The sequence below is a fragment of the Pseudomonas sp. NPDC078700 genome (genome assembly GCF_044542375.1).
Lineage (GTDB): Bacteria > Pseudomonadota > Gammaproteobacteria > Pseudomonadales > Pseudomonadaceae > Aquipseudomonas.
Genome location: NZ_JBITUI010000002.1, coordinates 159,910 through 185,036, shown reverse-complemented (window position 1 = coordinate 185,036; position 25,127 = coordinate 159,910). Strand labels below are relative to the sequence as shown.

Below are 25,127 nucleotides of genomic sequence, written 5' to 3'. Positions count from 1 at the left end.
CGCGGCAAACGCTGCATGTATTTAGCCGTTACGCCTTATGTTTAGGCGTCCCACCTTGCCAGCGCCTGAACGCTCGATAAAAGGGTGATAACTCAGCAAATCCGCATGCCCGAGCAATATCACGCGTTGCCATGCCTTGCTCCAACAGCTTCAGCGCACGTAGCCGGCGAACCTCATCGTGCAGCCGACGAAAACTACTGCCTTGCGCTGCCAGATCCCGCTGCAATACGCCGCGCTTTAGGTTTAACGCCATGGCGCAAGCCGGTAAAACGCATAACCGTTGCCCCAGGTTCGCTTCCAGCCAGTTGCGTACCCGGTCTAGCAGCAGATTCTCGCTTAACTCCGCCAGCTCTATGGTTGCCTGCTCACTCAATAATTTGAACAAGCGCGGGTTAGCACTGCGCGAGGGCCTGGCAAGCAGTGCCAGGGGAAAAATCAGGGCATCATGGCGCTGGCCAAATTGCGGCGTAACGCCAAACAGCCGTTTATGTTCACTGATGCGCCGCGGCGGCAAATGACGAAATTCAACGCCGCTCAAGCTGAACTCATTGTCAGTAACGCTGCTCAGTTGCTTCTGCCAGAGCAGCGCCAGACACTCAATTTGCTGACGCAACGAGCCAACACCGCGGTAGTTGAGGTCGATGATCAACCGTACACTGTCGCGCCGTTCTTCAAGCCGTGCGGCAAAGCCTCCAGATAAAATGTGCTGGAAGCGCACAAAGCTGTCCAGCGCTTGACGCAAATCACGGCTGGCCAAGAGCAAGTAGCCCACCACATCCATCGGTCGTGGTTTCATCACCTCCCCCAAATGCAGGCCGATATCCACATCGCCGGTGAGCTGTTCCAGCGCCTGCCAAAAGCGCGGCGCGCTGTCATGCTCCTGACGGGACTCGATCGATGGTGGCTGCAAGCGCGCACCGTCATAGGCGCGCCGATAGGTATCGGTCGGATCGAAACCGAGACTGTTCAAGCCCTCATATAACAACCGGCGCATGGTCGCCGAGTGAGTCAGGCTGACGGCGGCTGGCAACTGCAGATCAGGTGTCATCTTTATCCTGTGCATAAGCACGACTTAATTGACCAAATAATTTCAGGCCACATGCATTTGGTCAATGCCGTTTACCTGTCTAGCCCGCACAATAGCCCCATAAAGCACGGCCAAAGCGCCAGACAATAATAAGGATAATTGAATGAAGCGTTCCCTCACTGCACTCGCCGTCATTGTTGCGCTAGCCGCTGCTGGCGGCGGTTGGTATTACACCAGCAAGCAACCTCAGCGCGGGGGAGAAGTCGCCTTGCAACATTTGCAAGCGCCTGTCAGCGTGCGCTACGACGAACGCGGCGTGCCGCATATCAAAGCTGAAAACGAAGACGATATGTATCGCGCACTGGGTTTTGTTCATGCCCAGGACCGACTGTTCCAAATGGAGTTGATGCGTCGGCTGGCACGCGGGGAACTGGCCGAGGTGTTAGGCAGCAAACTGGTGGAAACCGACCGTTTATTCCGCACCCTGGAGATCCGTCAGCACGCCGACCAATACGTGCAAAAGATGGACAAGAACAGCGCATCATACAAGGCACTCGAAGCCTATCTCGACGGGATCAACCAGTATCAGGCCAACCACCCGGCACCGGTTGAGTTTGATCTGCTGGGCATTAACACGCGACCATTCACTGTCGCCGACACCATCAGCGTCGCCGGTTATATGGCCTACAGCTTTGCCGCCGCATTTCGTACCGAGCCAGTGCTGAGCTACGTGCGCGACCAACTTGGCGCTGACTATCTCAAGGTGTTCGACCTTGATTGGCACCCCCAAGGTGTCATGCAGCAAGGGCTGGCCGGCAACGACTGGAAAGACCTCAACAGCATTGCCCGCCTCAGCAATGACGCCCTCGCCGAAGCCGGCTTACCGCAGTTTGAAGGCAGTAACGCCTGGGCGGTATCGGGCAGTCGCACAGCCAGTGGCAAGCCATTACTGGCAGGTGATCCACATATTCGCTTCTCAGTGCCAGCGGTGTGGTACGAAGCGCAGCTGAGCTACCCCGGCTTTGACCTGTACGGCCACCATCAGGCGCTTAACCCGGTTGCATCATTGGGTCATAACAAAGACTTCGCCTGGAGCATCACCATGTTCCAAAACGATGACCTCGATTTAATCGCTGAAAAAGTTAATCCGGATAACCCTAATCAGGTTTGGTATCACGGCCAATGGGCAGACCTGAAAACCCGTACCGAGACGATTAAAGTCAAGGATGCCGACCCCGTCACCCTCACACTGCGTCGCTCACCCCATGGTCCCATCATCAACGACGCGCTGGGCGAGTCCGTAGGCAAAACACCTATCGCCATGTGGTGGGCATTTCTGGAAACCGACAACCCCATTCTCGAAGGCTTTTATCAGCTTAACCGCGCCAATACACTGGAGAAAGCCCGCACAGCTGCAGAGAAAATTGAGGCCCCCGGGCTTAACGTGATCTGGGCCAATGCCAAGGGCGACATCGGCTGGTGGGCGGCGGCAAAACTGCCGAAGCGGCCAGCGGGTGTGAACCCGAGCTTTATTCTTGACGGTGCCACGGGCGATGCAGACAAACTCGGTTATTACCCCTTCAGCGATAACCCGCAGGAAGAAAATCCAGAGCGCGGTTATATCGTCTCGGCCAACTTCCAACCGGTTTCGCCCAAAGGTATCGAAATCCCGGGTTACTACAACTTGCCGGATCGCGGCCAACGTTTAAATAAACGCTTGGCCGATAACGCCGTGAAGTGGGATCTGAAAAATAGCCAAGCCCTTCAGCTTGACCCCGGCACTGGCTATGCTCCACGCCTGCTGGCACCGATCATCGACGATCTACGCAATGCCGCCAGCGATGATCAGGAGCGCGCACTGGTTAAACAGCTGGAGACTTGGAATGGCGACCATACGCTCGATGCAACCACCCCCACAGTGTTTAACCAACTTGTATATGAATTGGCCAAGCAGGCCATGGGCGATGAACTGCAAGGGCCATTTTTCGACAACTTGCTGACCACCCGCGTGCTGGATGTTGCGCTGCCACGCCTGACTGCAGATGCGAACTCGCCTTGGTGGGATAACCGCAGCACTGATGCCGTTGAGACGCGCGCGCAAACCGTCAAAGCGGCGTGGCAGGCCAGTATTGCTCACCTCAAGCAAACCCTTGGCGACGACCCTGCAAGCTGGAAATGGGGCACGGCGCACACCCTCACTCACAACCACCCACTGGGCCAGAAAAAACCGCTGGACCGTATCTTTAACGTCGGCCCTTTTGCCGCACCTGGCGGCCATGAAACACCGAACAACCTGTCGCACCGCGTAGGTCCTGCGCCATGGTCAGTGGTGTATGGCCCATCGACACGTCGCCTGGTCGACTTGGCCGATGCCAACACAGCACTGGGGATCAATCCAGTTGGCCAAAGTGGCGTGCCTTTCGACAGCCATTACAGCGACCAAGCTGAGCGTTATATGCAAGGCGTTTACCTGCCCATGCACCTAAGCGACAGCGACGTCGACGCACATACCAGCAGCACGCTGACCTTAGCGCCTGCACCTTGATCCAACTGGCGCGCCGTCATCGGCGCGCCAGGCTTGGTATAGTGGTGGTTTTCCACAAAGCATTGAGGTTCTGATGACTTGGACAGTCTACCTATCCGGTGAAATTCACAGCGACTGGCGTGAGCGCATTATCAACGGTGCCGCCCAAGCGCAGCTCGATATCCGTTTTACTTCCGCCAACACCGACCATGAAAGCAGCGACGCTGCAGGTGATGTACTCGGCGCAGAAAGCCAAAGCTTCTGGCGCGATCATAAATCATCCAAGGTCAACGCTATTCGCACCAAGACCCTGCTTGAACAGTGCGACGTGGCAATCATCCGCTTCGGCGACAAATACAAGCAGTGGAATGCCGCCTTTGATGCCGGTTTCTGTGCTGCGCTCGGCAAGCCCTATATCACCCTTCACGCGGATGACATCATCCACCCGCTAAAAGAAGTCGACGCCGCTGCAATGGCCTGGGCACAAACCCCTGAACAAGTGGTAGAGCTGCTTAAGTACGTCACTCAGCAGTAAATCATGAAGCTGATCAAGCCTTGCTCTGCAGGGCTTTTCCCAGCTCATGGCGCGCACTCACTGCACAAATCTTCTAAACACGACTTGGCTTTAGCGGTAATTTAGCTGTGTGCGCAGCTACTACACGCCCTCGGAGTCGATGATGGATAAACGCAATTGGCTAGAGCTGTCCCAAGATGCAGAGACCGGGATTGAGTCAATTCGCGCCCATTTTCAAGGCCACGCCTACGACCCGCACTGGCATGACAGCTTTCTGCTCGGCGTGACGGAACAGGGTGTGCAGCAATTCAATTGCCGACGCGTTCGTCATGTCAGCACCCCGGGTAAAGTCATCATGCTTGAGCCGGGGGACATCCATGACGGGCATGCACCTACCGACGAAGGCTTCACCTACTCCATGCTGTACATCGATCCCCACTGGCTGGAGCGAGAGCTGCATGCCCTCTTCGAGCATGTCCCGGCCAACAGCCAGTTAGGGTTTTGCGCGACACTGAGTCAGGATGCGGGCCTGTCCATGGCCATCAATCAAGCGTTTCGCGGGCTCCATGAGGCTGATCTGCGCATCGTCCGGCAAAATGGCATCGACCAATTGCTCGACGCCCTGACCAATCATCTTGATTGGCGCAAGCGTCAAGACCGCGACCCACGCCTGCCGCTGGTGGCTCAACGTGCCCGCGACTACTTGCATGGGAATTTCGCAGAAGACATCGGTCTGGATGATCTGGCTCAGGCGTGTTCAGTTGACCGTTTTCGCCTGACCCGAGCATTCAAAGCAGCCTTTGGGCTGGCACCCCACGCCTACTTGATCCAACTCCGGCTAGCCAAGGCCCGGCAACTGCTGGCCAAAGGCGAGCTGCCCGCACAGGTTGCAACAACGCTTGGCTTTGCCGACCAAAGCCACTTAGGTCGCTGGTTTCGTCGCGCCTACCAACTGACGCCAGCCGATTACCGCAAACGCTGCTCAAACCTTCCAGACTGACAAGCGCCCGCTTGTAACCATGGACTTCTTTGATCTTGGAGTCCGTACCATGGAATCAACATTACCCTTCTTACTTTTTGCCTTCGTTGCCGCCATCACCCCTGGCCCGACCAATATTCTGGTGTTGAGTTTTTGCTCACGGCGTGGACTGAGCGCCACCGTACCGGTGATCATAAGTGCCTGCATCGCAGCCGCTGCGATAGTGTTAGCTGTGGGGCTTGGCGTTGGCGAAACACTGCTGCGTTTTCCACTTGTCCAGCAAATCATGGCGTGGACCGCAGTGCTGTGGCTGACATGGCTCGCGTGGCAAATATTCCAAAGCCCACCGCCGTCCTTAGACGCACCCGCACTGCCGGATAAAGGATTAACCCCCCTAAGCGCCGCCTTCTTGCAAGTGGTGAACCCCAAGGTGTGGATGATGGCCGTCGCAGTCGTCAGCGTCTTTGTTGGTGAGGGCGACAAGAGGATGCAAGTGATGCTGCTATCGCTGATTTTTTTGCTGACGTCCCTACCCTGCATGACACTCTGGGCACTGCTGGGCCAAGGCAGCGCCCGAGTTTTTCGCTCGCCACAAGGGCTTAAGCGCATGAACCAAATACTCGCCTTGATGCTGCTGGCCTCAGCGTGGATGCCGATGATGATCTGACTTGGCGAGACAGCCTAAAGGGGCAAATGCTGTCCTGGACCAAAACGTTCAACGCTTACCTCGCCCGCCTGCTCGGTGTAGAGGTAGGCATAGGCATCAGGCAATGAAGTCAAGACTTGAGCGATGCCATTATCCCAATAGACACCAGCACCGTTATCGCAAGCGAGCGCCCTTTCCCCGGATGAGCGCACCAGCTCCAACAGCGGAGCGTGACGTTGCTCTTTGTCGAGATGCGGGCAAAAAATACCTGGCACAAAGCCCAATGCATCGACCCGGCGCAGCCGCCAATCTGCCCCTGGCTCAGCCGTAAACCGCTCCAAATCACTCAGCCCAGCCTCGTACCAGCAAATAGCACCGGCACTTAACCCTGAAAGAACAGTGCCGTTCTGCGCAGCCTGGCGTAGAGCGGGAACAACCCCACGCTCATGCCAGATGCTCAGCATCTTCTGGGTGTTACCGCCACCGACATAAACCAGATCAGCACTGATAATTTTCTGCTGGATTTGTTGATGCGTACAGCCAGAACCGGCAAGCAAAAGGAAATCAACCTCACAGCCGAGACGGTCAGCGTAGACATGCTTAAAGGTCTTGCAGTAGCCGTCTGCATCGCCACTGGCGGTGGGGATAAATAAAGCTTTTGGGCGGCGCTTTCCTGTTTGACTGCAAATAAAACTGTCCAGCGCCAAGGTTTCGAGTTGAGAAATCTCACCCCCACCCATTGTCATAATCTTCACGGACGCGACCTTAACTCAAGGATAGTGCACAACGAAAAAATGCAGCCCAAGCAAGTAGAACGCAAATAACCCAGCCACGCACCCTAGCGTTTTGTATCGAATTGAAATTAGCGCATAAGCCGAAACAGCTACCCGTTTAAACGACAAGCTCTGACTCTATACGGCAGATCAAACTGCAGTTAAATGCTTAGCGGCACTCCGCAACAATCCAGTCATGGATAATTTCGACCGAGTGGTTGCGGGCGGGCTTGGAAGATTTCATCAGCCAGATGGGCGACAATGCATAACCAGGGACCTGACTTAGCAGTTGGACCCGTCCTTGGCGCAACGCGACCTCGGCGAAGTAACGCGGGACCAGTGCAATACCAGCTTCCTGCTCGGCGGCAGCCACAACCAGACGATCATCATCAATAGTCATGGCCCGGTTGATCTTCAGCCCTGAGCGGCGAAGTTCAGGCAACCAGGGTGCCCAATCCGGGCGTAGCTCTGAAATCAACAGCGGCGCTTGCCCCAGAACCTCAGGAAAAGCCACGTCTTTGAGCAAGGATGCAGTTTGCGCACCGCAGATGGCGACAACGGTGTCAGCAGGCAATTGTGTGCGGATAACCTCTGTGCCGAAAATAGGGTTTTCGGAGATCACCAAGTCCACATCCAAACGATCAATCTCTTTGGGCTCCCAGCCAACGGTCAACCACACCTCAATATTTGGCAAGGAGCGGCGAAGCTCTTGCAACCTCGGCACTAACCAGCCTGTGGCGAATTGCGGTGTGCAACAAAGCACCACCGAGTCAGGGTTGCCATAGGCATCAATGCGATCGCGACCGTCACTGAGTATGGTCAGCGCATTAGCAACGGTTTTCGCATACAGCTCACCCGCGGCTGTCAACACCACCCCCCGCCCCACACGGCGAAACAGCGGCTGACCGGTCCACTCCTCAAGCTGAAGAATCTGATGACTGATGGCTGACTGTGTCAGAGCCAATTCCACAGCCGCTCGGGTAAAGCTGCCAAGCCGTGAAGCCGCTTCAAATGCCAACAATGCTTGCAGAGGGGGGAACTTTCTCATCAGGTATTAGTTTTTCAAATAGTTGTATGAAAACACATCGCTATTCGTTGTGCCCCCCATCAAGCAATATTGCGCTTAAGGGCGAACAACATCATGCCTAGCGCTCAATGGATTCAGCAAGTCCGCATAGAAAAGACAGACAAAAAGCATCCATTGCATAAGTCCTTAGGCGCAACAAAAAGCCCACTGATCTTCTTATATTTCAAACACTCAGTACATGCCATTAATTTTTGTCATGCCTTTTGCTGCCTGAGAATTGGCCTGACCAAGGAGATAGCGTTGCCAACAGCTAAACCAGAAGGAGAAATCATTGTTATTGGTGGAGGCTCCGCAGGCTGCGTTATTGCTGCACGGCTGGCAGCGGCCGGACACTTGGTCACACTGATTGAGGCCGGACCTGACTACGGCGCCCAAAGCTCAGGTGACTGGCCGCAGGATCTGCTGGATGCACGCTCCCTGCCGACATCCCACGACTGGGGCTATGAAGGCGAAGGCAGCGGTGGACAGTTGCTGGCATTTGATCGCTGCCAAGCCATTGGCGGATGTTCATCGCACAACGGCACCACTCAAAATGTGGGCTGGGCAGGCGACTACGACGCCTGGGCCGCTGCCGGGAGCCCCGGCTGGGATGCCCAGTCATTGCGCCCCTTATTCACCCGCGCATTGGCGGCCTATCAGGCACGCCGCTATGAGCCCCATGAAATTCAGCCCTTTCACCAAGCATTGCTGGCTGCAGCCGTTGCACAAGGTATTGAGTGCGTGGATGACTTCGACCAGTTGGACGGTTTGGCGGGGGCGGGCTGCTCTCCGGTGAGTAACACCGTCGACGGTGTACGCATAAATGCAGCATTTGCCTATCTGGATGACCTGCGTAGTTGCAATAGCAATCTGACCATTGTGGCAAACAGTCTCGTTGAACGCATTGTATTCGACGGCAAACAGGTCACTGGTGTTGAGTTTAGCCGCGAGGGTGTCCGCCAACGGATCAACAGCAAACGAATCATTATAAGCAGCGGTGCCTATGGCAGCCCCGAGTTGCTGCTGCGCTCCGGGGTTGGCTCAGCGCAAGAATTGTCCCGTCTGGGTATCGCAAGCGTACATGACATACCCGGCGTGGGCCGAAACCTGCACGATCAACCCACGGCTCAATTGGAATTCGCGGGCACGGCACAGTTGGCTGCCGAACTGGCTGAATTTGGTCGTGATGCCGTGGTGATGGATGAGCAAACCATCATCAAGCTGCGTTCACCGTTCTCCGAGGACGCGCCCTATGACCTGCACATCTACCCCTGGGTAGAGCGCGATGCCAGCCAACCCCATGGTTGGCGTTGCATTGTGCCAGTTGGTCTGCTGCGCCCGCGCTCACGTGGCCAGCTAATGCTGAAATCCTCAGACCCACAGGTCAGGCCCCATATAGACACCGGCTATCTTCAGGATGAAGACGATCTGCAACGGCTGCTTTATGGCCTCGATTGGGCCCAGCAACTGGTCAGTTCAGGGCCACTGGCAGCCTATGTCGGCTCGCCACTTATCACACCTGCTGACTCAGTAACGCAGGAGCAAAAGACTGCATGGATACGCGCCAATCACACCCATTACTGGCACCCAGCAGGTACCTGCAAGATGGGTCCGGCCAGCGACCCTGATGCCGTGGTCGAGCACACCGGTAAGGTCCATGGCCTGGACGGTTTGTATGTGGCCGATGCTTCTGTTTTCCCAGATGTTCCCCGTGGCACAACTGCGCTGGCTTCAGCCGTGGTAGGGGAGCGTATTGCCCTGTTTTTGATGGATGAATTCAAATGAATAATTACACCCGCCTACTAGACCCACGCACTGGAGAAGAATGCGGCCAAGCTCCCATCGCCGATGAAGCCCAAGTCAACCACGCTGTCACAACAGCTCAACAAGCCTTTTCCAACTGGCGTCAAAGCACTGCGCAGGAACGCCATGATTGCCTGTTGGCACTGGCTGATGAAATCAATACCCACGCCGAACAAATCGCGGACGCTGAAGCACTCAATACTGGAAAAACCCCTGAGCAGGTCTTAGAAGCAGAAATTCCATCGGCGATCAATGAACTGCGCTTTATGGCGGGAGCACTACGGGCGCAAACGAGCCCAGGCGCTGGAGAGTATGTGACCGGGCATTTTTCCTATGCGCTGCGCGAGCCTGTTGGCGTCTGTGTATTAATTGCTCCTTGGAACTACCCCTTTGCCATGGCCGTATCCAAGCTGGCACCTGCCTTGGCGATGGGCAATACCGTGGTGCTCAAACCAGCTGAAACCACGCCATTGAGCGCACAACTGCTGGTGGAGTTGTGCGCCAAGGTGTTACCGGCAGGTGTGGTGAATATTGTTTGCGGTGATCGCGAAACCGGCCGTGCACTGGTTCGTCATCCGCTGCCAGCACTGGTGTCCATTACCGGCAGTACCGTTGCGGGCAAACAAGTCGCCAGTGATGCAGCCGCAACACTCAAGCGCCTGCACCTAGAACTGGGTGGCAAGGCACCAGCCATGGTCTTTGCCGATGCGGATCTGGAACTCGCTGCCGCGGGTATCGCCGGTTCGGCTTTCTACAACGCCGGGCAAGATTGCACCGCCTCTTGCCGTGTATTAGTAGCGACATCCTGCTATGAACATTTCGTTACCCTACTGCTAGAGCAAGCCAAGGCCTGCGAACTCGATCCACTCAATAGTCCAGAGCAACTGGCCCGCGTCGAGGGTTTTGTTAAGCGCTTACCCGGCCACGCAAAAGTGCTCTGCGGCGGGCAAGTCAGAGCAGGTCGCGGTTTCTTTTATGAGCCGACAGTCATCGTTGATGTTCAGCAGAATGACGAAGTGGTTCAAGAGGAAATTTTCGGCCCTGTCATCACCGTGCAAGCCTTTGAATCCGAGCAGCAAGCGGTGGAGCTGGCCAATGCCGTGCCCTTTGGGCTGGCAGCTTCAATCTGGACCCGCGACCTCAGCCGCGCCCAGCGACTCCCCGGCCGCATTGATGCGGGCACAGTTTGGCTCAACTGCCATAGCGTTGTGGCTGCCGAAATGCCCTTTGGAGGCGTTAAAGGTTCTGGTTACGGCAAGGACCTTTCTGTTCTAGCGCTTGATGCCTATAGCCGAATCAAACACGTCATGAGTTACGCCTACTAAGCAATGCGCTTTAGGTCCGGGCACAGAATTAAAACTATTGGATCGAACCACGCGGCTCATCGGGCTATCTCTGAGCCGCGTATTTATCAGGCATTTTGCTTGCTGCCCTAGTTTTTTGTCCCTTTGAAATTTAGGAGCACACAATGAGAAGAATCGTTCAAAAGCTGCCGTGTCTTGCATTATCAATGGCCGTTTGTGCAGGTGCGCACGCCGATGTAAAAGCGCTTCATGTCTACAACTGGTCCGACTATATCGGTGCCCATACCTTGGAAGATTTCACCCAAAACAGCGGAATCAAGGTCGTCTACGACGTCTATGACAGCAGTGAAACCCTTGAAGCCAAACTACTGGCAGGTAAATCGGGCTATGACACCGTTGTTCCAGCAAATGCTTTTCTGGCCAAACAAATCAAGGCAGGCATCTACCAGCCTCTGGATAAGTCCAAGCTGCCCAACTGGAAGAACCTCGACCCTGATATTTTGCGCATTCTTGAAACCAGTGACCCGGGTAATAAGTACGCCATTCCCTATTTGTGGGGGACTGTTGGCATCGGCTACAACGTCGATAAAGTCAAAGCCGTATTGGGTGATGACGCGCCGGTAAATTCTTGGGACTTGGTCTTCAACGAAGAAAATCTGGCCAAGTTGAAAAGCTGTGGCGTGAGCTTTCTCGACTCGCCAACGGAGATGTTGCCTGCGGCGCTAATGTACCTTGGTTATGACCCACTCAGCGAAGACCCGAAAGCGCTAGAAGCCGCGGCAGAGCTGTTTACCAAGTTGCGTGCCTCGACCACCTACTTTCACTCATCGAAATACATTGGCGACCTCGCCAACGGCAACATTTGCGTAGCTGTTGGGTATTCAGGTGATGTGTATCAAGCCAAAGACCGGGCGCTGGAGGCCAGCAACGGGATAAAGGTTGCATATAGCATTCCTAAAGAGGGTGCTGGTGCCTTTGTTGATACTGTGGCCATTCCTAAAGATGCCGGTAATACCGAAGGCGCTTTGCAGTTCATTAACTTTTTGATGAAGCCAGACGTCATCGCCGCCGTCAGTAATGATGTGGTTTTCCCCAACGGCAACGCAGCTGCTACCGAACTTGTCGACGCCGAACTGCGCAATGACCCAGGCGTCTATCCACCGGCTGAGGTGATGAAAAAACTGTATTCCTTTCCCGACTTGCCCGCCAAAGTCCAACGCACTATGACGCGGCTTTGGACCACCATCAAAACCGGTAGATAAACCTCTGCCTGAGAGCCCGCAGGCGCCACAGTGGTGCCTGCGCTCTAATTTGATCGTTAGCGACCGAGGGCAAGCGTTTTGTAGCATATCTCGTTTGAATCCTACGCAACCCTACCAGCCGCATAACCCTCACAGAACCCAGCACCACAGCCCCTAACTTCAGCGTTTTAGTTTTGCTTAACTCACATCAATCAAAACTCAATAGTCAGCCTGCGGACGTTATGGCCCACTTAGTTACGCCTTGAGGTAATCCAATCTCATGCTAAATAGGATCTAGCCATGACGACTCTTTTGCACATTGATGCCAGCGTACGTTCTGATCGCTCTCTGAGCCGTAAACTCTCTCAAGCCTTTGTCGATGCCTGGGTTGCGCAGGATGAGGAAGCACAGGTTATCGTCCGTGACATTGGCCGCACGCCACCGCCGTTTATTACCGAAGCCTGGATCACTGCAGTGTTCACCCCCGAAGCGCAAATGACCGCCGAAAAGCGCGAGGCGTTGCGCCTGTCCGATGAGCTAATCGAAGAATTAAATCGCGCTGAAGTCATCGTTATTGGCACGCCGATGTACAACTACGGCATGCCTGCTCAACTCAAATCCTGGTTTGATAATGTGATCCGTATTGGCAAGACATTCAGCTTCGATTTGGCCCGTGGTGACTACCCCCTGGAGCCCGTCATGCAAGGAAAAAAGCTGGTCATTCTGTCTTCACGCGGAGAGTTTGGTTTTGGCCCCGGTGGCATTCGCGAAGCCATGAACCATCTGGACACCCATATCCAGACCTGCGCGCACTACCTGGGTGTGAACGAAACTCACGGCATCTCTATTGATTATCAGGAGTTCGGCGATGCCCGCCATGAGGCCTCGATTGAACAGGCTTTCGCTACTGCCCCGAGGCTGGCGAAACAGATGATCAGCGAGATGAACACACAGCTTGTTCCAGCTTAAGCGCCCGCCTCATTCAGGGTGCTCTCGCGAAATAGCTTGGCCTCACTGAGCAACCATTTTCTGAACAATAAAAGATTGTGCTGTGAGGCTGAGCGCGGGCTTTCGACCAGATGGTAAGTAAAGCCAGCCAGACTCGGCCCTTCCACTCGGCGCATCTGCCCACTGCGAAGTTCATCGTCAACCAACACTGTGCTGCACAAAAGCGGACCCAACCCCTGCTTTGCTGCATGCAGCGCAAGGGTTTCCTCGCTGTACCAGGAGGTACGCATATCTCCAGCGCCAGCCTGTTGTGCTTGAGCAAGCCAGGCAGACCAAGACGGTACATTCAGCGATTGATTCTTCCATTTGAACGCCAGCAACGAGCGATTGCGGAAGTCGTCAATTCGCGGGCTGCGGTCGTCTGGGCAGATGCTTTTATCTGCCACCGCAATGTACCTGTCCTCGAACAACACAGGCCCGCGCACATCGGCCTCAACCGGACCATACCGGATGGCCAAGTCTGCTGTTGCGGACCGCAAATCTATGACCTTCTCCGAGGCATGAATAGACACCACCACGTTGGGATAGATGGCGTTGAATTTGGTTAAGCGCGGCATCAACCAGCGCTCGGCAAATGCGCGGGTGGTGGATACCTCAATGCTATCCCCTTGCGTTGGTCCGGCGAGCAAGGCAAAGGCTTGGGCGATTTGATCAAAGCCGTCACGCAATAAGGGATAGATCGCTTTGCCTGCGGGTGTAAGACTTACCGCCCGGCCTCTTTCAAGCAGCTTTTGCCCCAGACCGTCTTCAAGTTGCCGGACTTGATGGCTCACAGCCGCAACCGTCACAGAAAGCTCGTTGGCAGCAGCAGAAAAGCTCTGGTGACGCGCGACAGCCTCAAATGCCCGCACGGAATTCAACGGTGGTATTTTGCGCATCGCCTTCTCCTGACACCTGACTGCAACTCGCTAGCGATCAGCCCACGATTCCTACCAATGACAGCCTCTGGATGCTTCGAGTTGATTGGAACAGGTTGCTTCAGACCGACTCTTTTCTGTAATGCGTAGCATAACCCTGCCTAAGGCGATCACTCATCATGGCCTTCAAGGCATGTGCAGTCGTGGCACCAAGTGCTGGGTTAAATCTTTCAAGCAAGTAACATAACGCTCGTGTTTTATGGCCGGAATGCTCAACAGCTTGGTGTTTACAAATCCGGATTAAATGCCTCGGCTGTTGCTGGATCCTCAGCGAGTTGCCGCCATTTGCGTGGTGCCATGCCGGTCCACTGTTTAAATGCACGGCTGAACGCACTGAGGTCGGCAAAGCCCAAACTTAAGGCCAAGGTTGTCAGGTCAATTGAACTGCTGGTGAGGTGGTGTTTGGCGAGCCTCAGACGTGCCGACATCAGGGTGGTACCAAAGCTGCTGTTCTGGGCTTGAAGTCGCTGCTGCAAGATTCGGGGGTGCATTTCAACCAGCTTTGCCACCATGGCCAGATTGCATTCACCGGTTGGCAAAAGCGCATCGATGGCGCTTTCCACTTGGCGAGCGAGGCTGACCGGCACTGAGCGTTGCCAACCGCTGCGCCATTGCTGTGTCAGGTGGTTTCGCCAGCGCTGCTCAACCTGCATAGGCTGCAGTAACAGGCTAGCTGGGTAGCTCAAGGTGTTGGCACTATGGTCGAAATGCACCTTACCGGGCAACGCCTGTTCGTAGGCGGTTGTGACGGCCGGCTTTTTGATCTGAAGCCAAGACTCAACAGGTGGTAAGTTGGCATTGTGCATTTGCGCGATGCCTTGAGTGAAAACCGCCATGGTCAGGGCGCTCAGTTGCTCGCAATCAACCTCGTCAGCGAACAAGAACTGAAAGTGAATATCGAATCTCGACTCATGGCTGCTGGTTTCTAAGATCAGACCTCGCGCATGGAAATCCATATTCTTCTGCATCACCTGCATGGCTTCAGCCATGGAGGCCTGCAGACACAGATATGAACCGAGTGCGCCAAGCACTTCCAAACCCTGTTTGTTGCCCAGGCGCACACCAAAGTCTGGGGTTTTACAGCGCAGTGCCGCTAGTCGCAGAAGATCTGCCATTGCCACATAGGGTATGTACAGGTCAGTGGAGTGCATAACGGCATGGCTCAAGCCCGCTTCGCGTAAAAGCCGGTCAGGTTCTTGACCCAGCTCGCGGACCAGTTCTGAAAACTTCAACAGCGAACCGCTGCGAACAAAATAATTCATAGATGCATCGCCAGTAGACGCCTTGCAACAGCTAAACGGACTCGCAAATAGTCAAGTTTAAGCTCGTGAATAGTCAAGTTATTTGGCTGTTTTTTGTATATTTTTGCTAACTGAATCTTTACCGATTGAATTAGCAATAAAGCGCCGGAGCCAATAACAATGACAACAAAACTACCTATGGCATTAGCCGAGTCCCTGTTTGGTCCACGCCCTGAAGGGGTTGTGATTCCGGAGCCGCCGAGCTTTGAGTCGATTGCCGAGGAACGCCAATATCGCAAGGAACAACTGGCTGCAGGCTTCAGACTCTTTGGGCGCTTTGGCTTCTCCGAAGGCGTTGCCGGGCACATTACCGTCCGCGACCCGGAACGCCCATCCGAGTGGTTTTGGGTCAACCCGTTCGGCATGAGTTTTAGCCGGATTCGGGCTTCTGACCTCGTATTGGTCGACCACGAAGGCCGGGTCATCCAAGGGCAGTCACCGGTCAATCGTGCCGCCCTGGTCATTCACTCCCATGTCCATGCTGCACGTCCCGATGCATTAGCTGCTGCTCACTCACATTCTCTGCACGGCAAGGCGTTTTCCAGCTTGGGAATCAAGCTGGACCCGATCACTCAAGATGCCTGCGCGTTCTATGAAGACCATGGCCTGTATAGCGACTTTGGCGGCGTTGCCACTGCTGACGATGAAGGTGTTCGCATTGGCCAGGCGCTGGGATCGCATAAAGCTGTAATTTTGCAGAACCATGGCCTGCTTACAGTCGGTCAAACCGTTGCCGAAGCCATCTGGTGGTTCATCACCCTGGAGCGTTCCTGCCAGGCTCAGTTGCTGGCCATGGCGGCCGGCACACCAAAGTTGATTGATCACGAAACAGCACTTGGGGTGCGCGCCCAAGTGGGTTCGTCCTATGCCGGATGGTTCCAGGCGCGGCCACTGTGGGATCAAATCATCCACAGCGATCCTGATCTGTTCGATTGATCTGCCCACCAATAACAATAAGGAGACGCCAGGTGAGTGACAGCAAGTGGAACTACATCATTGTCGGTGGTGGGTCTGCCGGTTCAGTGCTAGCCAATCGTTTGAGTGAAAACGCAAGCAATCGTGTACTGCTTTTAGAGGCGGGTCCCAGTGGTCGTTGGAATCCGCTGATTGCTATCCCGGCGGGCGCTGTGGCGTTGATGAAAAGCCGCCGTTATAACTGGTTGTTTGAAACCGAGCCTCAGGCTGAGCTAGGCAATCGCCGGATGTTTCAACCACGGGGCCGTTGCCTGGGTGGTTCGAGCAGTATCAATATGGCAATCAATACCCGTGGCCAGCCATGGGACTACGACGAATGGGAGCGCTTGGGCTGTGAAGGCTGGGGCTTTCGCGATGTGCTGCCTTTCTTTAAAAAATCAGAGAACTTCCAGCCTGCCAGCAAGCCTGCCGATGCGCCCTTTCATGGCAAGGGCGGACCGCTGAATGTATCTGAACGGCGTTGGACCAGTGTCTATGGGCATGCCTTTCTGGAAGCCTGCACTCAGGCTGGATTGCCGCGCAGCTCCGATCCTAATGGTGCTGAGCAAGAAGGTGCCTGCCTGCAGCGCACCTATCAAAAAGACGGACGTCGTTGCAGCAATGCACGGGCCTATCTGACTCCGGCCCGTGACCGCGAAAACCTGCACATCATCACCGGGGCTCATGCCACCCGTGTGTTGTTGGAGGGCAAGCGTGCCGTGGGTGTGGAGTACATGCGCAATGGCACGCTTTGCAAGGTAAAGGCTACCCATGAAGTGATTCTTTGCGGGGGGGCCTACCAGTCCCCTCAGCTTATGTTGCTGTCGGGCATCGGCCCGCGCGAGGAGCTGGAAAAGCACGGTATTGAGGTCAACCATGCGCTTGATGGTGTTGGGCAGAACTTGCAGGACCATCTCGCTGTAGTCATCAACATGCGCACCCATACGCGCCAGGGGATGTCGTTGCATCCTTCGTCACTGCTCAAGGGTGTAATGGCTTTGTTTCAATTCGTTCTTGGCCGCCGGGGCATGCTGACCACCAGCGTGATCGAGGCCGGTGCATTTACGCGCTCCTTGCCCGATGAATTGATCCCCGACATGCAATTGCACTGCGCGCCGATTATGTATCGGGATCACGGCCGTGATTTGAAGTTGTCGGCATCAGGTTATGGCTATTCAATTGCGATCAACGATGGGCGACCGTTGTCTCGTGGTCGTGTGGGGCTGCGCAGCAGTGACCCTCTGGCAGCACCCTTGATTGACCCGAATTACCTGAGCCAGGAACGCGACCTGCAGCGGCTGGTATTGGGCCTCAAGCTGATGCGCAAGATCATCGCCCAGCCTGCACTCGCTGTACACAACAACGCTGAGGTTCACCCCAGCGCGAACGTTCAGAGCGATGAGGAATTGGCCGCTTGGGTGCGACAAAACACTGAAACGGCTTACCACCCGGTTGGCAGTTGCAAGATGGGGCCGGCCAGCGATGCGCTTGCTGTCGTCGATGCCCGCTTGCGAGTGCACGGCCTTGAGGGCTTGCGGGTGATTGATGCGTCCATCATGCCAACCTTGGTCAACGGCAATACCAACCAGCCCGTTACCATGATTGGCGAGAAGGGTGCGAGCATGATTCTTGAAGATGCTGTCTCAGAGGCCAGGCTATGAATACCGAGTATCACTACAACAATCTGGATCAGTTTGTTGGCAAGGAGTTGGGCACCTCACAATGGGCCACTGTCGACCAAGCCCGCATCGATGAGTTTGCTCATTGCACCGAAGACCACCAGTGGATTCATGTCGACCCCGCCCGCTGCGAAACCGAAAGCCCTTTCGGTACCACTATCGCCCATGGCTTCCTCAATCTGTCTTTGCTGGGCGGTTTGATGATGAAAATGGGGGTTATGCCCAGCGGGGTCAGCAGCCTGGTCAACGCCGGCGTCAACAACGTACGTTTCTCTAGGCCGGTTCGTGCCGGCTCACAGGTACGAGCGCGGGTATGGGTGCAGTCGGTCGAAGCCAAGGGAGAGGGGCGCAGCATGCTGACTTTGTTTGCCCAGCTTGAGCTGGAGGGCGAAGCTGATCCTGTGCTCACCGCCGATTGCGTGGCATTTCTTTATGCTCAGACGGCAGATCAATAATCGGCAACAACGTCTCCTGACCCAGCCTAAGAACAGTGAAAAAACCGATAACCGCGAGTTCTCTGGAGCTGCTTAACACTGTTCTGCGTCGCTACGGCGTAGACGAAACCGCGCAGGTCGAGCATCTGATAAAGGTGGTCGACCTGCGTGAGTACGCCCGTGAGCAGCAGGTCATCCGTGTCGGTGAAACCCCGACGCACTTCTTTGTCATTTTGTCCGGCCTTGTTCGTTACTACTATTCGTCCCCGGACGGTAAGCAGTGGAACAAGGCTTTTTTTCGCGAAGGGGAAATGATCGGTTCATTGAGTGCCTTTCTCACGCAGCAGCCCTGCACCTACAGCATTGAAGTCCTGGAGGACACGCAACTGGTGGCGGTGCCACTGCAAAGCCTGGCCGCTGAGCAAGCGCAGTTCCAACAATTGCAACAGATGCTCAACACCGTCACCCGGGAAATCATGCTGCGCAATGAAAACCGGGAGGCGCTGTTGCTGTCCTGTAACAGCGAAGCTCGCTATCGCTGGCTGGTGGAGAATGAAGCCTGGCTGCTGGAGCGTGTTCCCCAATATCAGCTGGCAAGTTATTTAAGTATGGATGCCGTGTCATTCTCGCGAATCAAGCGTAAATGCAGCGGCTGACGCTCAAGCACCAGAACGGGCCTTGGCTGAGACCCGCTGGTTGTTGCCCTACTTGCTACTGAGGTGCGACACACAAACCTAATTGCTTAGCCTGTTCTGTACACCAATTGAGATGTTCTTGCGGCACGGCATCGAGATTGAGCAAGAGGCTGCCATCGGCTTGTTGTCGCACCTCAACGGCGAGCTGACCGCACTGCGGTCTGACGCGTTCACTGTAGGCATGCTCTGCCGCCAGCTCACGCAGGCGCAACTTGATAATTTTGCCCACAGCAGTCACTGGCAGGGCTTTAATCAGAAAAACCTGCTTAGGGCAGGCCGGTCGCTCCGCAATATGGGCAAAGGCGTATTCGCGTAACTCATCAACACTGACTTGGCTGTCCGGGTAGAGCTGGACGAAGACCACCGGAAGTTCGCCTGCGTATTCATCGGGCATGCCGACAGCAGCAGCCAGCGACACTGCTGGATGGGATTCGAGGCAGTTCTCAATCATTGCCGGGTCGATATTGTGGCCACTACGGATGATTAAATCCTTAGCCCGGCCGGTGATGAACAGGTTGCCAAGATCATCCAGACGGCCCAAGTCCCCTGTGCGCAGCCAACCATTATCAAGGGGGCTTTGGTTATCGCCCAAGTAGCCCGGAAAGGTGGTAGGGCCGCGTACACAAATCTCGCCGTTGCTGTCTATGCGCACTTCCATCTGCCCGCTAACGTGCCCAGCGCTGCCGGGAATCGAGGGGTGTTGCAAATTGGGCATGGTGATAACGCCCGCTGTTTCAGTCATTCCATAGGCTTGGTACAGGTCCAGGCCGGTGACTTTACGCAGTTGCTCGCACAGTGCCGCAGGCACCGGCGCGCCACCTGAAAGCATAAAGCGCAAGGAGCTGATGTCATGGCCGTTCAACGGAACTTCGACCATCGCTGCAACCGAGGTTGGGATACCGCTGCTGATAGTAATGCCAAAGTGTTCAACCAGTTGCCAGTGCCGCTTGATCACCTCTGGATTGCGAAAACCGGAAAGCGTAGGCAAAAGCATATTCAAGCCACTTGCCAAGCCACCCAAACTGTTCACTAAGGCCCCTGCAACGTGGAATATGGGCAGTCCATTGAGCGCGATGTCTTTAGGGCTTGTTGCCAGGCAGCGTAGATAGGTTTGCGCAGCAGCTACCTGATTAGCATGGGTATGACGCGCCAGCTTGGGCATGCCGGTAGTGCCGCCGGTGTGAAAGTAGGCAGCAATATCATCCGCTTTGGGTTGAAGCTCAACGTCCAGTTCGGCAGCGCTGTAGCCTTGAATCAACTCATCGAAAAAGTAGTCGCCCGCCGGCGACAACACAGAGACACACTTGGGCTGATTGGGCAGGCACTGGGCAACTTTTAGGGCTTTCTGCCAAAGGTCTGAGCCAGGCATTGGGCCAAGTACAACAATCAAGTCGGTCTGCGCCTTGAGCATCAAGCTGTACAGCGCCTCTTCATTGAGCAGCGGGTTTATAGGATTGGCAATCCCCACACTGGCCGCGGCCCAAAGTAGATACTGACTCTGCGGGATGTTGGGCAGTAGCAAAGACACCACAGGTTTCGGCTTGTTAGACAACTCCAAAATCAACCGCGCCGAACGATTAATGTTGCCCATTAATTCGGCATAAGTGGTCGGCTGACTTTCAAGTGGGTCGAGGTCGGCAATGTAAGTCAGAGCAGTCTTTTCGCCATGGACACTGGCTGAAGCATGGAGAAGCTCATAGACGGTTTTCGCGCGATGAGGAAGTGTGAACATAGTGAAACCCTGCAGATTGTCGTTATTTTCACGATTTTGGGCAGGTCATGCGCCAGCAAGCATTAACAATTGTTAATACGCCTTGGGATGGTTTTTCTGCACTCCACGGCTTTAAACCGAGCGTGGGCCAGCAGAGTTCAGCGCAAGCAGCTTTGGCTTGGCTGAAAAAGCTCGCAAATAGTCAAGTTTTCATTCGTGAATGGTCAAGTATGTTTGCGGGCATTTGTATATTTTATGCTCAACCAAACCTGACTGTTCATCACGCTGGAGCCCATAAAAATGACAACAAAATGCGTTACGGCACTGGTCAAATCCAGATTGGGGCCTGTTTGCGCCTTTAGTTGCTCTGCGTAACTCCACTGCCATTGACTGGGCTTTGAGAGCTTGAGTCAGGCAACTCCAGCGCGTTTGAACAAGCATCCTGCGCTTCACGGCGGCGACTCAACGTCGTTGTTCCGCAAACCAATCAAGTGAGACCCCAATGAACGCTCAAGCTGATATCCCTGCCGAGTTTATTCAGTGCCTTGAGGGCCAGCGTGCCCACTTCGAGGCTAACCGCTATCCTGATCACAGCCAGCGTGTGGCTGATCTTAAAGCGCTCGTGCGTCTTGTTGCGGATAACCGTGAGGCGCTGATTGAGGCAGTTAACAAGGATTACGGTTGCCGTTCTCGCTTTGAAACGACCTTCGCTGAAATCGCGGTAACCCTTGATGGTTTGCAAGACACCATCAAACGGGTAAAAAAATGGATGAAGCCGCAAAAGCGCCATGTTGACCCCATGCAATTGCCATTGGCGCGTGCCCGCTTGATCCCACAACCCATCGGTGTGGTAGGTATTGTGGTGCCGTGGAACTTTCCGATTGCCATGGCGTTTCACCCACTGACTTGCATCTTCGCCGCTGGCAACAGCGCAATGGTGAAAATGTCTGAAAACTCCAATCATCTGGCGCGCCTGCTTCGTGAACTGACGCCCCGCTATTTCCCTGAAGGCAAATTAGCCTTTTTTGAGGATGGCGGCGGTCGTGGTCCGGCATTTACTGCACTGCAGTTCGACCACCTGTTCTTCACCGGTTCGCCAGCGACGGGCAAAGCTGTAATGGCCAATGCTGCACGCAACCTGACACCGGTCACCCTAGAACTCGGTGGTAAGTCGCCTGCGGTGGTGGCACCTGACTTCTCAATGAAGACGGCTGCACAACGCATTATGTGGGCCAAGACCTTCAATGCCGGGCAAATATGCACCAACGTTGACTATTTGTTTGTGCCTGAAGGTGAGGTCAATAATTTCGTCAAAGAGGCGAAGGCTTATTGCGCCAAGCATTACCCGAATATCAACAACGGTGACTACACCGCCGTGATTGATCAGCGCTCCTATGATCGCCTCCAAGCTGCTCTGGAGGATGCCAAAGCCAAGGGCGCGACACTGGTTAACTTGATTGACTCGCAAACCCCGGATGCGGGCAAGCGCATCATGGCCCCGGTCATCGTCCTTAACCCTACAGATGACATGGACCTGATGCAGCGCGAGATCTTTGGTCCTATCCTGCCGATCAAAAGCTACCGCAGCCGCGAAGAAGTCACTCAGTACATCAACAGTCGTCCGCGTCCGCTGGCCTTCTACGCCTACACCCATGAGCGCAGTCTGGCAGATTGGTATATCTACAATACCTTGTCAGGCGGTGTGACCATCAACGACAGCCTGTTGCATGTCAGCGTGCACAGCTTGCCATTTGGCGGTATCGGCAACAGCGGCATGGGCCATTACCATGGCTATGAAGGCTTTCAAACCTTCTCCAAGCTAAGGCCCGTGTTGTACCAAGGCCCGATCCGCGCGATCAACATGATGCTGCCGCCGTACGGCGTCAAGGTCGAGAAAATGCTTAACATGATGATCCGCATGAAGAGCTGACACTCACGCTTTATACCCACCAAGAGCAAGCCCGCTTGCCCGCGCTCTATGGCGTCAGACCAACCTTATGGGTGCCGCTGACCGCGGGCGTCAGCGGGCCTGAGCGAAAGATATGGCCGCTCTCTGCCGGTGGCGACAAGCAGGAGGCGGCCAGAAGCGATCGATCAAGATAGAAAATAAATCCGTCCTCATTCTCCGGTTTCATTTGCACGCCAGATTAAGGTGCCAAATCAACCACAACCTCTTTAAGTTTGCCCTCAAATTTAAATGGGGTTTGATAGTCCTCCGTTACCGGCGTCCCGGTGTCTATCCCGATGTCTTGATTTTCAGACAACGAATACTTAAACGGTGAGGTTTGTTCGATCTTGCCTGATCCAACACTCTTCCCATCCACTGAAAGGGCGATGGTTCCACTCTTGCCTGTTTCCTTTCCGCCGTCATAGGTAAACAGCATGCGAAGCTCGTGATCGCCCGCCTCAACCGCGCTATCACTGGTGACCGAATAACGGGCAATGTCGATAAAGTTATGCGCGGCCACCAACTTTCCATCCTTCAAATAAAAGGCCCATCCGCCGGTGTTGCCACCTTGGGTAAAGATCATGCCGTTAGCGCTATTTTCCACGTTAACCTTGGCACTGACTGCGAACGACTTGTTTTTTAGGTCTGGTGCCGAAGCCTCAGGCAATCCCACCACAGGCACTGGATAGACAAACTTAGAGCGTCCTGCCGCCAGATTTGGTTTACCTGTCAGCTCTGAGCTGAAACGCTCCGCACCTCGCCAATCCAGCGGCAATGCCTTGTTGGCAGAAGCCTCTGCCCACCAAAGGGCAACCAATGTTTGCAACTTCTCAGGGTTCTTCTCAGCCAGATCATTTGCCTGACTAAAGTCCTCATTGAGGTTATACAGCTCCCACTTCGCAGTTATTGGGTCGAATTTACCCCGTGTCGACTGCCAAGGTTCAAACGCCATAGAACCAGCCCACCAGCCGTCTTTATATATTCCACGGTTAGCGAACATCTCAAAGTATTGGCTGGTACGAAACTCCTTAGCATCGGGGTTATCCAGTGCTGCCAAGAAGCTGCGCCCTTCAATTGGTGTCTGTACCGTTCCGTTGACACTGCGAGGTTCAGGAATGCCTGCCGCAGCCAGAATGGTTGGCCCTATATCGATGACATGAGTGAACTGCGAGCGAACTCCGCCAATATGTTTGAGCTTGGCTGGCCACTTCACCAGCATCGCATTACGGGTGCCACCGAGGTGGCTTGCCACTTGTTTGGTCCACTGGAAAGGTGTGTCCATGGCCAACGCCCAACCGGCTGGGAAGTGATTGAAATGCACTTGGGTACCGATCTCATCGATCTTGCCCATCATCTGCTCGTAGGTCATCTGATGGCCGTTAAAGAAAGCGTTCTCGTTCAATGTGCCATCGAACCCGCCCTCGGCTGACGCGCCGTTATCGCCGATGATATAAACGATCATCGTGTTTTCGGCATCTGGCAGTGTCGCAACGTAATCCAGCACACGTCCGACTTGTTGATCGACGTGATAGCCATAAGCTGCGAAGACTTCCATCATGCGGCTATAAAGACGCTTCTGATCAGCATTCAAGCTATCCCAGGCCGGCATACTGTCAGGGCGCTTGGTCAGCACAGTGTTCTGAGGGACCAGCCCCATTTTTTTCTGCCGCTCCAGCGTCTGCTTGCGGTATTCGTCCCATCCCATGTCGAATTGACCCTTGAACTTATCGATAAGCTCCTTGGGTGCCTGATGCGGCGCATGGGTGGCGGCTGGAGCAAAGTAAGTCATCCACGGACGATCTGGCTGAATAGCTTCAGCCTGTTGCAGCCAGGAAATAGTGTGGTCGGCCAGATCGACACTGAGAAAGTAGTCTTTGTCTTCTGGAGTGCCAATAGCCGTTTGGTTCTCGTACAAATAAGGTCGAACCTGATTGGTATCGCCCGCCATGAATCCATAGAAATAGTCAAAACCCAGATTGTTAGGCCAATGATCAAAAGGCCCCATCGGGCTGGTTTCATAAATCGGGGTGTTGTGGTTTTTGCCGATCCACGACGTGATATAGCCGTTCTGGCGCATGACTTCGGCAAAAGTTGCCGTATCCTTGGGAATGATGCCGGTATAACCGTCATAGCCGGTGGCAACTTCGGTGATGTTGCCAGTACCCGCAACGTGGTGATTGCGACCGGTTAGCAGCGCGGCCCTAGTTGAAGAACACACGGCTGTAGTATGAAACCGATTAAAGAAGGTGCCTTCTTTCGCCAAGGTTTCCATGTGTGGCGCTGGAACCCCGCCACCGGAGACTGAAAACTGACCAAAGCCCACGTCATCCAATAGCACTAAAAGCACATTAGGTGCTCCATCAGGGGCTTTACGAGGTGCAGGAAATTGCGCGGGGTCAGAGTCAAGATAACTCGTACCAACGCTGCCTCTGAACTTCTGCTCAGCATACGGCAGCACCGCCTGACCACTGCCATCAATGGCCTTCGTCTCAGTGGATTCTGCACTGACGACTGAACTGCTGAATGCAGCAATGGCCAACACACTGAATGTCATCAGTGCATGGAAAGGGGGGGAGACTCTCATGGTGTTATCGTCCTGATAT

Annotated in this window: 21 protein-coding genes; 14 read left to right on the top strand and 7 right to left on the bottom strand. The window is 54.7% G+C overall.

Annotation, left to right across the window (positions count from 1 at the left end):
- Positions 1 to 28: 28 nt before the first annotated feature.
- Positions 29 to 1,048 carry an AraC family transcriptional regulator gene (locus ACIGCM_RS06690; RefSeq protein WP_397501267.1) on the bottom strand — a complete coding sequence of 340 codons (1,020 nt, stop codon included), beginning with the start codon at positions 1,046 to 1,048 and terminating at the stop codon, positions 29 to 31.
- 142 nt (positions 1,049 to 1,190) lie between these two features.
- Here ACIGCM_RS06690 and ACIGCM_RS06685 point away from each other — a divergent pair, with 142 nt between their 5' ends.
- The 4 genes from ACIGCM_RS06685 (at position 1,191) to ACIGCM_RS06670 (ending at position 5,711) form a co-directional block, all read left to right on the top strand.
- Complete coding sequence (locus tag ACIGCM_RS06685) at positions 1,191 to 3,572, top strand: penicillin acylase family protein (RefSeq protein WP_397501266.1); 2,382 nt, start codon at positions 1,191 to 1,193, stop codon at positions 3,570 to 3,572.
- 73 nt (positions 3,573 to 3,645) lie between these two features.
- Entirely contained in the window at positions 3,646 to 4,086 is a 441-nt protein-coding gene (locus tag ACIGCM_RS06680; protein WP_397501265.1) for a YtoQ family protein, read from the top strand.
- A 142-nt stretch (positions 4,087 to 4,228) separates the two neighbouring features.
- Positions 4,229 to 5,065: an AraC family ligand binding domain-containing protein gene (locus tag ACIGCM_RS06675; RefSeq protein WP_397501264.1), complete on the top strand. Its 837-nt coding sequence runs from the start codon at positions 4,229 to 4,231 to the stop codon at positions 5,063 to 5,065.
- A 49-nt stretch (positions 5,066 to 5,114) separates the two neighbouring features.
- Positions 5,115 to 5,711, top strand: a complete 597-nt coding sequence (locus ACIGCM_RS06670) for a LysE family translocator (protein WP_397501263.1) — start codon at positions 5,115 to 5,117, stop codon at positions 5,709 to 5,711.
- A gap of 14 nt (positions 5,712 to 5,725) precedes the next feature.
- On the opposite strand, the gene ACIGCM_RS06665 is transcribed toward ACIGCM_RS06670, so the two are convergent.
- A complete protein-coding gene (locus ACIGCM_RS06665; protein WP_397501965.1) occupies positions 5,726 to 6,436 on the bottom strand; it encodes a Type 1 glutamine amidotransferase-like domain-containing protein in 711 nt (236 codons plus the stop codon).
- 196 nt (positions 6,437 to 6,632) lie between these two features.
- Positions 6,633 to 7,511 carry a LysR substrate-binding domain-containing protein gene (locus tag ACIGCM_RS06660; protein WP_397501262.1) on the bottom strand — a complete coding sequence of 293 codons (879 nt, stop codon included), beginning with the start codon at positions 7,509 to 7,511 and terminating at the stop codon, positions 6,633 to 6,635.
- 279 nt (positions 7,512 to 7,790) lie between these two features.
- Here ACIGCM_RS06660 and ACIGCM_RS06655 point away from each other — a divergent pair, with 279 nt between their 5' ends.
- The 4 genes from ACIGCM_RS06655 to ACIGCM_RS06640 all read left to right on the top strand — a co-directional run bounded on the left by ACIGCM_RS06655 (position 7,791) and on the right by ACIGCM_RS06640 (position 12,846).
- Positions 7,791 to 9,314, top strand: coding sequence for a GMC family oxidoreductase (locus ACIGCM_RS06655; RefSeq protein ID WP_397501261.1), 1,524 nt, complete (start codon positions 7,791 to 7,793; stop codon positions 9,312 to 9,314).
- Positions 9,311 to 10,657 carry an aldehyde dehydrogenase family protein gene (locus ACIGCM_RS06650; protein WP_397501260.1) on the top strand — a complete coding sequence of 449 codons (1,347 nt, stop codon included), beginning with the start codon at positions 9,311 to 9,313 and terminating at the stop codon, positions 10,655 to 10,657. The genes ACIGCM_RS06655 and ACIGCM_RS06650 overlap by 4 nt, the downstream gene beginning before the upstream one ends.
- A 143-nt stretch (positions 10,658 to 10,800) precedes the next feature.
- Positions 10,801 to 11,898 (top strand): extracellular solute-binding protein, encoded by a 1,098-nt coding sequence (locus ACIGCM_RS06645; protein ID WP_397501259.1) that lies wholly within the window; start codon positions 10,801 to 10,803, stop codon positions 11,896 to 11,898.
- A 279-nt stretch (positions 11,899 to 12,177) separates the two neighbouring features.
- Positions 12,178 to 12,846, top strand: coding sequence for an FMN-dependent NADH-azoreductase (locus tag ACIGCM_RS06640; protein ID WP_397501258.1), 669 nt, complete (start codon positions 12,178 to 12,180; stop codon positions 12,844 to 12,846).
- Here the strand turns inward: ACIGCM_RS06640 and ACIGCM_RS06635 are convergent.
- Together ACIGCM_RS06635 and ACIGCM_RS06630 are read right to left on the bottom strand one after the other, a co-directional pair.
- Complete coding sequence (locus tag ACIGCM_RS06635) at positions 12,843 to 13,763, bottom strand: LysR family transcriptional regulator (RefSeq protein WP_397501257.1); 921 nt, start codon at positions 13,761 to 13,763, stop codon at positions 12,843 to 12,845. The two genes, ACIGCM_RS06640 and ACIGCM_RS06635, sit on opposite strands and share 4 nt — an antisense overlap.
- Before the next feature lie 266 nt (positions 13,764 to 14,029).
- A complete protein-coding gene (locus ACIGCM_RS06630; RefSeq protein ID WP_397501256.1) occupies positions 14,030 to 15,064 on the bottom strand; it encodes an AraC family transcriptional regulator ligand-binding domain-containing protein in 1,035 nt (344 codons plus the stop codon).
- A gap of 159 nt (positions 15,065 to 15,223) precedes the next feature.
- Here ACIGCM_RS06630 and ACIGCM_RS06625 point away from each other — a divergent pair, with 159 nt between their 5' ends.
- From ACIGCM_RS06625 to ACIGCM_RS06610, 4 genes are read left to right on the top strand one after another with little or no spacing between them, the layout of a single operon-like run.
- Positions 15,224 to 16,039, top strand: coding sequence for a class II aldolase/adducin family protein (locus tag ACIGCM_RS06625; protein WP_397501255.1), 816 nt, complete (start codon positions 15,224 to 15,226; stop codon positions 16,037 to 16,039).
- Positions 16,040 to 16,071: 32 nt separating this feature from the next.
- The gene (locus ACIGCM_RS06620; protein ID WP_397501254.1) at positions 16,072 to 17,718 is read left to right on the top strand and encodes a GMC family oxidoreductase; all 1,647 of its coding nucleotides are present in this window, start codon (positions 16,072 to 16,074) and stop codon (positions 17,716 to 17,718) included.
- Complete coding sequence (locus ACIGCM_RS06615; protein ID WP_397501253.1) at positions 17,715 to 18,191, top strand: MaoC family dehydratase; 477 nt, start codon at positions 17,715 to 17,717, stop codon at positions 18,189 to 18,191. The genes ACIGCM_RS06620 and ACIGCM_RS06615 overlap by 4 nt, the downstream gene beginning before the upstream one ends.
- A 35-nt stretch (positions 18,192 to 18,226) precedes the next feature.
- Positions 18,227 to 18,826 (top strand): Crp/Fnr family transcriptional regulator, encoded by a 600-nt coding sequence (locus tag ACIGCM_RS06610; RefSeq protein WP_397501252.1) that lies wholly within the window; start codon positions 18,227 to 18,229, stop codon positions 18,824 to 18,826.
- A gap of 55 nt (positions 18,827 to 18,881) precedes the next feature.
- Here ACIGCM_RS06610 and ACIGCM_RS06605 read toward each other — a convergent pair whose 3' ends face one another.
- A complete protein-coding gene (locus tag ACIGCM_RS06605; RefSeq protein ID WP_397501251.1) occupies positions 18,882 to 20,597 on the bottom strand; it encodes an AMP-binding protein in 1,716 nt (571 codons plus the stop codon).
- 47 nt (positions 20,598 to 20,644) lie between these two features.
- Here ACIGCM_RS06605 and ACIGCM_RS06600 point away from each other — a divergent pair, with 47 nt between their 5' ends.
- Both ACIGCM_RS06600 and ACIGCM_RS06595 read left to right on the top strand, forming a co-directional pair.
- Positions 20,645 to 20,938, top strand: coding sequence for a hypothetical protein (locus ACIGCM_RS06600; protein ID WP_397501250.1), 294 nt, complete (start codon positions 20,645 to 20,647; stop codon positions 20,936 to 20,938).
- Between the two features lie 140 nt (positions 20,939 to 21,078).
- Positions 21,079 to 22,506 (top strand): coniferyl aldehyde dehydrogenase, encoded by a 1,428-nt coding sequence (locus ACIGCM_RS06595; RefSeq protein ID WP_397501249.1) that lies wholly within the window; start codon positions 21,079 to 21,081, stop codon positions 22,504 to 22,506.
- A 217-nt stretch (positions 22,507 to 22,723) separates the two neighbouring features.
- Here the strand turns inward: ACIGCM_RS06595 and ACIGCM_RS06590 are convergent, their stop codons facing one another.
- Positions 22,724 to 25,108: a sulfatase-like hydrolase/transferase gene (locus ACIGCM_RS06590; protein ID WP_397501248.1), complete on the bottom strand. Its 2,385-nt coding sequence runs from the start codon at positions 25,106 to 25,108 to the stop codon at positions 22,724 to 22,726.
- Between the last annotated feature and the right edge of the window lie 19 nt (positions 25,109 to 25,127).